Source organism: Marivita sp., assembly GCF_020055675.1.
In the GTDB taxonomy this organism is placed as follows: Bacteria; Pseudomonadota; Alphaproteobacteria; order Rhodobacterales; family Rhodobacteraceae; genus Marivita.
Map to the genome: position 1 here is coordinate 22,140 of NZ_JAIPUS010000029.1, position 10,192 is coordinate 32,331.

Here is a 10,192-nt window from a genome sequence, read left to right on the forward strand (position 1 = left end):
TGGAAAGAGAAGACGTCTAAATCGCCATATCATCGCGATGTATTACCACGGCGCGGCCGGGATAGCCCAGGATTTCCTCGATATCGGCCGATTTGTGCCCTTTGATCGCATCGGCCTCGGCGCCTGTATAGCGGCTCAGGCCAAGGCCCAGCTCGCGGTTTTGCGCATCCTTGATGAGCACCGGGTCGCCGCGCTCAAAGCGCCCCGAAACACCAATGATGCCCGGCGGCAAAAGCGATGTGCCGCGCCGAAGCGCCCGCGCCGCGCCGTCGTCGATGCGAAGCGCGCCTTGCGGTTTCATCGCCAAAATCCAGCGTTTGCGCGCAGTATGCGGATCGAGTTGCGGTGTGAACCACGTCGCCCGCGCGCCCTCCTCCAGCGCCTTGAGCGGATGCAAACGCGACCCTTCGGTGATTGCCAGGGCGCAGCCCGAGGCAGTGGCCGTGCGCGCCGCCATCACCTTGGTCTTCATGCCGCCTTTCGACAACCCCGAGCCCGCATCGCCCGCCATCGCCTCGATCTCGGGTGTGATGGCGTCAATGATGGGAAAGTGCCGCGCAGTCGGCTCCTGCACCGGGTTGGCGCTGTAAAAACCGTCCACGTCCGACAGCAGGATCAGCTGGTCCGCACCGACGGTCGCGGCGACTTGCGCGGCGAGACGGTCATTGTCGCCATAGCGGATTTCGTCGGTGGCCACCGTGTCGTTCTCGTTCACGATGGGAATGACACCAAGGCCGACCAGCGTTTCCAGTGTCGCGCGGCTGTTGAGATACCGGCGGCGGTCGGTGCTGTCCTCGAGCGTGACAAGCACCTGTGCGGTTGTCAGACCATGCGGGACAAACGCCTCTTCATAGGCGCGGGCGAGCCGGATTTGGCCCACCGCCGCCGCCGCCTGCGATTGTTCCAGGGGCAAAACGCGGGGCGGCAGACCCAGCACGCCGCGCCCCAGGGCAATAGAGCCGGAGGAGACGAGAATCACGTCGGTGCCCCGCGCCGTGATCCGAGCCACGTCTTGCGCCAGCGACCGCAGCCAGTCCACGCGCAACGTGCTGTTGGTCTTGTCCACAAGAAGCGCCGAGCCGATCTTGACGACCAGCCGGCGCGCATCGCTCAGGGTTGCCACGGCTCGGTTTCCTCGGTCGCCTGTTCGCGGATGCGAGTAATCTTGACATGCTGACGCAGCGCCCGCAGCACGTCGGTCAGGCCCTCGCCGGAGACGCCGGACATGAGCATGACCTCTAGGCCCGATTTGCGCTCCAGCTCTTCCTTGAGAAAAGCGCGTTCCTCCGCATCCAGCGCGTCGATCTTGTTGAGCACGGTCACCCGTGGTTTGTCGGCCAGCCCTTCGCCATAGGCGTCGAGCTCGTCTATGATGGTCTGATAGTCGTCGAGCAGCGTCCCGGAGGTGCCATCCACGAGATGCAGCAGCGCGGCACATCGTTCGACATGGCCCAGGAACAGGTCGCCCAGTCCCCTGCCCTCATGCGCCCCTTCGATCAGGCCGGGAATGTCCGCGACCACGAATTCGGCATCATCCACGCCGACCACGCCCAGGTTGGGATACACCGTGGTGAAGGGGTAATCCGCCACCTTGGGCCGCGCGTTTGACGTGGCCGCGAGGAAGGTGGATTTGCCGGCATTCGGCAGCCCCAGAAGCCCTACATCGGCAATCAGCTTGAGCCGCAGCCAGATCGTGCGCTCCACGCCCTCTTGACCGGAATTGGCGCGACGCGGAGCCTGGTTGGTCGCCGTCTTGAACCGAAGGTTGCCCCAACCGCCATTGCCGCCCTTGGCAAGCAACACGCGCTGACCCAGCTCGGTCAGATCAGCGATCACCGTCTCCTCGTCCAGCAGTTCGGTCCCGACCGGCACACGAAGCACGATGTCATCCCCGTCGGCGCCGGTGCGCTGACGCCCCGCGCCGTGGCGCCCGTTTTCCGCGAAGAAATGCTGCTGGTACCGGAAATCGATCAGCGTGTTCAGCCCGTCGACCGCCTCGGCCCAGACATCACCACCCCGGCCGCCATCGCCGCCGTCGGGTCCGCCGAATTCAACATATTTCTCGCGACGAAAACTGATGCAGCCGTTCCCGCCAGCGCCGGAGCGGATGTAGACTTTGCAGAGGTCGAGGAACTTCATGTGTCAGCCTTTGATCGGACCTGCGCGCCGTCTACCGGGTTTGCCCCGGCGCGTCAGCCCATTCGTTTGAGATAGGTCCATGTCGGGACCGTTGCATTGCGCGCCACGGAAAAGGTTTCCGCATCGCCGATATATTCAAAGCCGCAATGCGTCAGAACGCGGGCCGAGGCCGGGTTGTCCTGAAACACGCTGGCAAAGATCGTCTTGTTGCCCAAAGGGTTGGCCTGCACCAGCGCCTCGACCGCCTCGGAGGCAACGCCGGTGTTCCAGAACGGCGGCGCGACCCAATAGCCGATTTCGGACTGGTCGCGGTCCAGCCGCTTGAGCGTGATGACCCCCATCAGTTCCGACGCGTCCTGCGCGGTGCCGTCCATGGCCCATGCGTCCTCGTCCCGGGTGTCACCGGTGACACGGTCGACAAACCCTTGCGCCGCTCCGGGTGGATAGGGATGCGGCAGCGTGGATGTCATGCTCGCCACGCGCTGTTCGCTGGCATAATGGGTAATCAAACCCACGTCAGACCCCCGAACCGGCCGCAACACGAAGCGGTCGGTCTTTATCGCGGCTTGCTGCCCGGGTGATGTTGTATCAAGGACCATCTGCTCTCTCCTCGTCGCAGAGTCCGAACAGGGCAAGCTGCCCCAAACGGGAAAGGGGATCGACGGTTTGCCGATCCCCCTCACGATTTTACGAAAACCTCTAGGTCGGCTTACTCTGCGGCCTCGGCCATTGGCAGAACCGAAATGAACGTGCGGCCCTTGAGCCCCTTGTGAAAGGTCACGTTCCCGTCGACGGTCGCAAAGATCGTGTGATCCTTGCCCATGCCGACGCCATCACCCGGCCAGAACCTGGTTCCGCGCTGACGCACGATGATGTTGCCGGGGATCGCGGACTGGCCACCGTAGAGTTTGACGCCAAGGCGGCGTCCGGCAGAGTCGCGACCGTTGCGGGATGAACCGCCTGCTTTTTTATGTGCCATTGGTCAGGTCTCCTTACTTCGATGCCAGTTCTTTGGCCTGTTCGATCCAGCCTTCACGCTCGATCCGGCCCTTGAACGACAATTTCTCGCCGAATTCTTCGACATCTGCATCCGTCCATGCTGCGATCTGGGCAAAGGACGTGACCCCTGCCTCGTGCAGCTTTTTCTCGAGCGCCGGACCAACACCCGACAGCAGCTTGAGATCGTCAGAGCCGGCAGCGGCTTGCGGCGCGGCGGCCTTCTTTTGAGCCTTGGGGGCCGCAGACTTTTCGGCCTTCGGCGCCGCAGACGCCGTCGGGCCGGCGGCAGACGCGACACCGGAGCCTGCACCGACCGCGGCTTTGACGCCGGAGGTGTCCGCGCCGGAGTCGAGGATATCGGTCACCCGCAGCAGCGTCAGCTTCTGACGGTGACCCACGGTCCGCTTGGAACTGTGCTTGCGGCGCCGCTTGACGAAGTTGATGACCTTTTCACCCTTGATCTGGTCGACCACCTCGGCCTGCACGGCTGCGCCGTCAACCAATGGCGCGCCAACGACGACCTGGTCGCCACCGACCATCAGAACATCATTGAATTGTACCTTTTCGCCGGCATCCGCCGCCAGCTTTTCAACGCGCAGCATATCGCCCGATTGGACCCTGTACTGCTTGCCGCCGGTTTTCATCACCGCGAACATCGTGTCTTTTCCTTTATCATCCGCGTCCTGTGGCCCCGGTCGCCCGGTGTTTCGTGGGGTACCCCGCCTCGGACAGCGCGTCCCGCCAGGGACGTCAGTGCCATAAAAACAAAAGGCGGGACAAAAGCCCCGTCTTCAGATGCACGGCTTATGCGGCGCGCGGGCCACCGTGTCAATGCCCTTTCGGACACATCCCCCTCTTCTTTGGTTTCCAAATATCCCAAGGGGGTGTGGGGGGACAGCGTCCCCCCACCCGGTCGGATCGCGCAGCGATCCGAGACCGGCCCTAAAGCTCCTGCACCTGCATTTCCCGCGCGACGGCCCGTCCCAGCGCATAGGAAATATCGTCATACATCTTGTTGAACCCGGCAAAAAGCGCACGGTTCAGCGCGCTGCCGTCATCCGTGCGCGACAGGTCGGTGTAGTCGTCGACCACGCCCTCATCGAGCGGGCGATACGCCAACAAAAGGAACGCATGGACCCATTCGCGCGTGTCCTGTCGTGTTTCCTCTTCGGAGGACCACACCTGGGCCAGAATATCGGATTCGGTCATCTGCAAGGCGCCGCCCTCCACCATGCCAAGGTAGAACATGAAATTGGCGTTCAGCGACCCGACGAGATTCGCCTCGACCAGGTCATTGGCATCGACGAAGTCGGAGATTGCCTCCAGGGTTTCAGACCCGCTGTCCTCGAGATCGCGAAAAGCGGCGCGCGCCGCGTCCTCGATCTCCTGGTCACGCATCGCGTCCCGCGCGCTCAACTCGAGCTTGACGATCTCCCGGCCGGCTTCGGACCGAAAGAACGCCAGCAATGGCGCTGTGTCGGCGTCTCCGAATTCCTCGGCGAACCCGTCGCGCACCGTGGCCAACATCCGGTCTTCGTCGTAAATCCGTTCGATGGTGGCCTGCCAGGAGTCGGTCGCTCCGCCGGGCACCATGTCCTGTGCAAGCGTGTCGCCATACGCAACGCCCTCGTTGCGCATGATATCGACGATCTCCGGCACACCCAATGCGTCCAGCAGGTCATCGGTCGGGGCGGCCATCGCGGGGAACGTGGCGCCAAACGTGCCAAGCCCCATTGCCACTGCTGCGATCAAGTGTCGAACCATCGAACTCTCCGTCATCTCTTTGGCCATACCTATGTCGAAGCCGGCGTTATTCCAACCCGACCCGGCGTGATCGCTTTGAACGGTCGGCGGTGAAATAGAGGTTGCACCCGTCTGGCTCAAAAGCTAAACGCGCCGTCACCAGACCCCCGCGGAGAGGTGCCGGAGTGGTCGAACGGGGCGGTCTCGAAAACCGTTGACCCTTCACGGGGTCCCAGGGTTCGAATCCCTGTCTCTCCGCCATTTCCTTCTAAATCAGCGACTTAAGAGTTGGGCAGGCAAGTGCGACACAAAGTGGAGCACCACGCCCATGAAACTGTCCGCCTTCCTTTCGCCGTCGCGCCACGGGGTCTACTATTTCCGCTGGCCCTTGCCTTCCCCAGACCGCCAAAGCCGCCGCACCGTCAGGATTTCCCTTCGCACTAAGTGCCCAGATCGGGCTGGCGATCTTGCCCGTCATCTTGCATCATGCGGGCGATTGGTTCGGGATAACAAGGCATTGGCTAGGCTCAGGCAAGACGAGATGCGCGAGATGGTGCGAAGCTACTTCGCGGCTTCGCTGGACGCGTATGTCGAGAAGCTGAACGATACCGGCCTGCCGGATCGGTCCCTTAACGCCCTGCGCCAAGAGCTAGCCGCCCATGAGGACGCCGCAGAGCGCCACGACGATCTTTCGGACCTGTTCCTTGACCCGGACGCTTTCCGGGCCTCAGCGGGCCTAACAGACGCTCAGTGGGCCGAGAACGAGCCATCCCTGCGCCAAGAGATGCGCAAGGCCCGCCGGGACCAGATCAAAGCCATTCTGAGCGCCGCTGAGAGCCTTGAAGGCTATTCCTTCAGCGAGCCTGCCCAGACAGCGCCAATGCCATCACAGACCCGCTCAGCGTCTCTGAGCGCGGCCATCGCAGATTTCAAAGCCGAGCATGGGCCGCAATGGTCTCAGGAGATGCGGAACAAGGCCGATGCTTACCTTGCTCTGCTGGTGGAGCATTTCGGACCGGACCGCCCGATGGACCAGATCAGCCGCCAAGACGCCGCTGACATGAAGAAGCTGGTGCAAGCCCTGCCCGCCAACCGCAAGACCAAGCCCGAAACCCGCGACCTGAGTTTGCAGGACGCCATCGCCGTTCCCGGCTTGCCCAAGATGGGCGTGAAGACCGTCAACAGTTACATCGACATGTTCCGCCGCTTCTGGGACTGGGCCGAAAAGCATGGCCGCGCGCCTGAGAAGCTGTTTGTCGATATGAAGGTAAAGGCGCGAAAGCAGGCCGAGGAAGGACGCAAGACCTTCTCGCAGGCCCAGACGCGGCTACTTCTGCAAGAGTTGACCGAGAACCCATCCGGGCTTGTGAAGTCAGCAGAATACAAGTGGTTTACGCTGCTTGCGCTCTATACTGGCGCAAGACGCCGCGAGATCGCTCAACTATTCCTGACAGACATCCGGCAGGAAGGTGACATCTGGTATATCGACATCAACGATGATGGTGAGCGAAAGAGCCTCAAGACACCGGCAGCAAAGCGTCGTGTGCCCATCCACTCCGAGTTAATCCGACTTGGTTTTCTTGAATGGGTGCAATCCCTACCGCGCCAAGAGCGTCTGTTCATGTCCTTCTCATATAACGAAAAAGAAGGATTTGGCCGTAATCCGGGGCGATGGTTCGGCACCTTCCTTAACCGGCTAGGAATGAAAGAACCGGGCTTGGTCCTTCACAGTTTCCGTCACACGATGATAACGCGACTTGCGCAGGCTGGCGTCCATGAGCCTCTGTATCAGGACATCGTGGGCCATGAACGCGAGGGCGTGGCACAACAGGTTTATTTCAAGGAAGGCCATACGCTGGCGCAGAAGCAAGAAGCCCTTGAGAAGTTTCATCCTTGATTTGAGCGCGACGATAACGGCAGGCGTGCGATTGTCTGCCGTTATTTGCCCCGGTAATGGGGGAACCATGGTATAAACCGCCAATCCCGCAGATATAGACAAACAGGGTCGCGCTATGCGTCCAGCACCTCGGTCTCGAACGCCGCTTTGAAGTCGGTATTGGTCTGCCCCGTCTCATTGAAGAATGGCAGTCCAAGAACGTTATAGTGCCGGCCTTGGAAAACCGTTTCAAGTCGGGCCTTGGCTTTCACTTGCGCAAGGAAGTCCTGCTTCCAGTCGTTTTGCGGGCGTAACTGGTCGCCCTTGGGTTCGATGAATAGCTGCAAGATCGTGCTGGCTTCCTCGCCCTTCTTCCTCAGAAACAGAACGAAGTCGGGTTCAAAGGCGCGTCCGGTGTCGAAGTCGTACAGCTTCACCGCCTTCTCATTCCGCAGCAGGTAGAAGTCGTCATAGATACCGCGCAACCGGGCTTCCTGATCGTGCAAGTATTTGATGAAGTGCTTTTCCTGATCCGTGCCATAGCTGTCGTCATAGGCGTGCCAGTCCTTGCTGCTCAGGTCGATCTGGTCCAGCCCCGGCACGTTGCTTTCGGTCCAGCTTAGCCCGGTCTCGCCTTCGATCCGCAGTTTCAGCACCTTGTCGGTGAAGCGGTCCTTGATGGGATAGGGCTTGAAGTCCGTGGTGCCGATATACTCGACGCTTTCGCGTTTCACGCCGCTTTCGATCTGGTGCAGGACGTATTGCGCGATGTCCAGCTTTTGCCGCGCGGTCAGGTTGTCCAAGTCATCGGGCAAGCCGCGCACGCTCACTGTCACGCCGCCCAGATAGGTGTCAGAGGTGACAAACTGCGAGGCGCTGGCGAGTTGCGGGAAATAGGTCCGCAAGTTGGCGAAGTGGAAGAAGTCGTTGGCGTCCATCGCGAAGCCAAGAATGGCCTTGCCAAAACCGGCCAGCTTGAAGTCTCGGGACACGGGTTCCTTGCTGGACGGCTTTGACTTCGCTCGCTCATCGCCAAAGGCAGAGGCTTCCGTCACCCGGCCTGTCATCAGGTTGGGATAGGTGAACGGGCCTTCGATCTTGTAGGCGTCCAGCCCGGCCACACCGTCGCGCGGGTTGCGCATCCGATCATTCGTCCAGACGTATTCCCTCACATATAGGGAGGTTTGCTTGAAACTGTCCTTGAGCCGCAGCCGCACCGTCCGGGCCGTGTCGTCCAGCATCCCAGTTTCGCGCAGGGCGTTGCGGATGTCTTGGATGTACTTGGGGTTGTGGGAACAGTGGTAGTGCAGTTCCTCCAAGATGCGCAGGGGCGTGTCCACGGCGCTGTCGTACTTGCGCTTTTCCCGCGCCGCGTCGGGCTGGTCTGGGGCCATGAACGGAAAGTACCGCGCCCCGCGCCCGATCAACTGCGCCTCGGCCATCGTGGTCTTGCCCACTTTGTTGGCCTTGCCGTCGCGGGTGTCATAAAGGCGCACGATGTCGAACAGGTTCAGCACGTCCCAGCCTTCGTTCAGCTTATCGACGGCAAAGATCACCCGTATCTCGTTGTCGCGGTCCTCCAAGGCGTTGAGTTCTATCTGTCTGTTTTCCAAATCCTTGGTATCATTGACATTCACCACCTTCTCGGGAGCGAAGTCGCCTTTTAGCTCACGGGCGAAATCTGCTGCGCTCATGGCGCGTTCATCCATGATGAAGTCAAAGGCTTTGGTGAGGGTCTCATCGTCCGCAGACGCTGCCCTCAGCGCCTCAAGGCGTTCTCCGGTCAAGCCCTCAATCAGCTTATGGAAAGCCAACTGGTTCTCCATTGAAAAAGGTGCGTCTCCCTTTTTGGATTGATTGACGTACCGCGACTTCATCAGGATCACAGGCTTGCAGTGCAGCCCATGCGCCTCGGCCACTTTGCGCCGATACTGGCTAAGGACCACTGCTTGCAGCATTCGCTCGACGGGCGGCAAATCGGCCTGCCGCAACTCGATGTCCTTGGAATAGCCGTCCTTGCGAAACTGCTTCAGGTCGTAGTCGTACAATATCTTGTCGGCATACTTCGCCCGGATCGCGTCGTTGGTCAGGTCCACGGTCGCGGTAAACTCCAACAGTATGTTCTCGGGATGCTGGCGGGATATCTGAGATACCGTGCCTTCCCAACTGAGCCGTTCCGCCGCCTCGTCCTTGGTCAGCTTGTCCTTTGTCTTGGTCTCGGCGTTCAGGTGGTGCGCCTCGTCCGAGATCATCACCACCTTGTAGTCTCGGAAATCTTCGATGGTGACGGAGTTTTCCTTTGGCTCCGTCATACGTCGGTGCAGCCCCTGAATGGTGGTGAAGTGAATGTTGATCGCGTCCATGTTCACCGCGTCGAAGGTATCAACTTCGCGGATGTCCACGGGCTTGTCGTCAATCCGCACACTGGGCGCGAACAGGTGCTTGGCCGATGCGGGGTTGAGGAAGTTTTCCTTGGTCTTCTCGATGATCTGGGCGGAGTTCACGAAGAACAGGAAGTTGCGATAGCCGCGCCGGTACAGGTCCAGGATCAGCGCCGCCATCAGCACCGTCTTGCCGCTGCCAGTGGCCATGTGGAACAGCAGGTGCGGGGCCTTGGGCCGCGCCTCGTACTTGTCGATGTAGAACAGCCAGCGTTCCAGCGCAGTGCGTTGGTAGGGGCGCAGTTCGATCTTGGGCGCGAGGTTGCCGGTGATGTCCTCGGGGATGTCGGCCTTGAGCGCCCCGTACTTGGCCAGCGCGTCAAACTCTTGGGTAAGCGTCTGGCTCATTGGTCCAGCCCATAGAATGAGCGGGTCGCGCGGGCGTCCTCGTCCGAGATGTCAAAGTCCGCATCGCCAAGGGAGCCGAGATTGACATAGAGGTGGTTGGCATCAAGGCAGTCCATCAACACGCGCTTGGCGTCGTCCAATGGAAGGGCCGCGAAGTCGTCGGTGTCGAAGGCGCTCAGGTCCACGTCATAGCGCAGGTATCCGGTGGCCTGCATGTCGGCATGGATGGTTTGCAGCGTGGCCATGTCCGGGGCTGCTTCGATCCGGTCGGCAAAATCCGAGTTGGAGGCCGCAAGTTCGGCATAGACAAATGATCCGCCGCCTTTCCATTCGACGGCTTTGGAAATGCCGCCCTGTTCGCCTTCAATGACTTTTTTGAGGCGCGACATGGGAAAGTCCTGCACATAGTCCATCTGCTCGATACCAAGCCATTGACGCTTCATCTTGGTGGCAGCGGCAGCCGTGGTCCCAGTTCCGGCGAAAAAGTCGAGAACCACGTCTCCTTCGTCAGTTGATATTTGAAGAATGCGGCGGAGATTTGGTTCTAGACTTTTTCGCTTCATCTTGGCAGCAGTGGCAGCCGTGGTCCCAGTTCCGGCGAAAAAGTCTAGAACCAAATCTTCGCCGCCTTCTTCAAATATCGACT

Annotated in this window: 9 protein-coding genes and 1 tRNA gene; 2 read left to right on the top strand and 8 right to left on the bottom strand. The window is 60.6% G+C overall.

Going from position 1 to position 10,192, the window contains the following annotated elements; genetic code table 11:
- Positions 1-16: 16 nt before the first annotated feature.
- The 6 genes from proB to LCF59_RS14900 form a co-directional block, all read right to left on the bottom strand.
- Positions 17-1,123: a glutamate 5-kinase gene (gene proB, locus LCF59_RS14875; RefSeq protein WP_292288405.1), complete on the bottom strand. Its 1,107-nt coding sequence runs from the start codon at positions 1,121-1,123 to the stop codon at positions 17-19.
- Positions 1,111-2,139: a GTPase ObgE gene (obgE, locus tag LCF59_RS14880; RefSeq protein ID WP_292288406.1), complete on the bottom strand. Its 1,029-nt coding sequence runs from the start codon at positions 2,137-2,139 to the stop codon at positions 1,111-1,113. Before obgE ends, proB begins: the two co-directional genes overlap by 13 nt.
- A 53-nt stretch (positions 2,140-2,192) precedes the next feature.
- A complete protein-coding gene (locus tag LCF59_RS14885) occupies positions 2,193-2,738 on the bottom strand; it encodes a GNAT family N-acetyltransferase (protein WP_292288407.1) in 546 nt (181 codons plus the stop codon).
- A 110-nt stretch (positions 2,739-2,848) separates the two neighbouring features.
- Positions 2,849-3,118: a 50S ribosomal protein L27 gene (rpmA, locus tag LCF59_RS14890; RefSeq protein ID WP_292288408.1), complete on the bottom strand. Its 270-nt coding sequence runs from the start codon at positions 3,116-3,118 to the stop codon at positions 2,849-2,851.
- A 13-nt stretch (positions 3,119-3,131) separates the two neighbouring features.
- Complete coding sequence (locus tag LCF59_RS14895) at positions 3,132-3,794, bottom strand: 50S ribosomal protein L21 (RefSeq protein WP_292288409.1); 663 nt, start codon at positions 3,792-3,794, stop codon at positions 3,132-3,134.
- A gap of 286 nt (positions 3,795-4,080) precedes the next feature.
- The gene (locus tag LCF59_RS14900) at positions 4,081-4,902 is read right to left on the bottom strand and encodes a DUF2059 domain-containing protein (protein ID WP_292288410.1); all 822 of its coding nucleotides are present in this window, start codon (positions 4,900-4,902) and stop codon (positions 4,081-4,083) included.
- 150 nt (positions 4,903-5,052) lie between these two features.
- Between LCF59_RS14900 and LCF59_RS14905 the strand changes: the two genes are divergently transcribed.
- Both LCF59_RS14905 and LCF59_RS14910 read left to right on the top strand, forming a co-directional pair.
- Positions 5,053-5,142: transfer RNA gene (locus LCF59_RS14905), tRNA-Ser, on the top strand.
- Between the two features lie 523 nt (positions 5,143-5,665).
- Positions 5,666-6,778 (top strand): site-specific integrase, encoded by a 1,113-nt coding sequence (locus tag LCF59_RS14910; RefSeq protein WP_292288411.1) that lies wholly within the window; start codon positions 5,666-5,668, stop codon positions 6,776-6,778.
- Between the two features lie 113 nt (positions 6,779-6,891).
- On the opposite strand, the gene LCF59_RS14915 is transcribed toward LCF59_RS14910, so the two are convergent.
- Together LCF59_RS14915 and LCF59_RS14920 are read right to left on the bottom strand one after the other, a co-directional pair.
- Entirely contained in the window at positions 6,892-9,546 is a 2,655-nt protein-coding gene (locus tag LCF59_RS14915; RefSeq protein ID WP_292288412.1) for a DEAD/DEAH box helicase family protein, read from the bottom strand.
- Positions 9,543-10,192 (bottom strand): DNA methyltransferase (locus LCF59_RS14920; protein ID WP_292288413.1); only part of this gene is annotated, 650 nt, incomplete at its 5' end. The genes LCF59_RS14920 and LCF59_RS14915, both read right to left, overlap by 4 nt.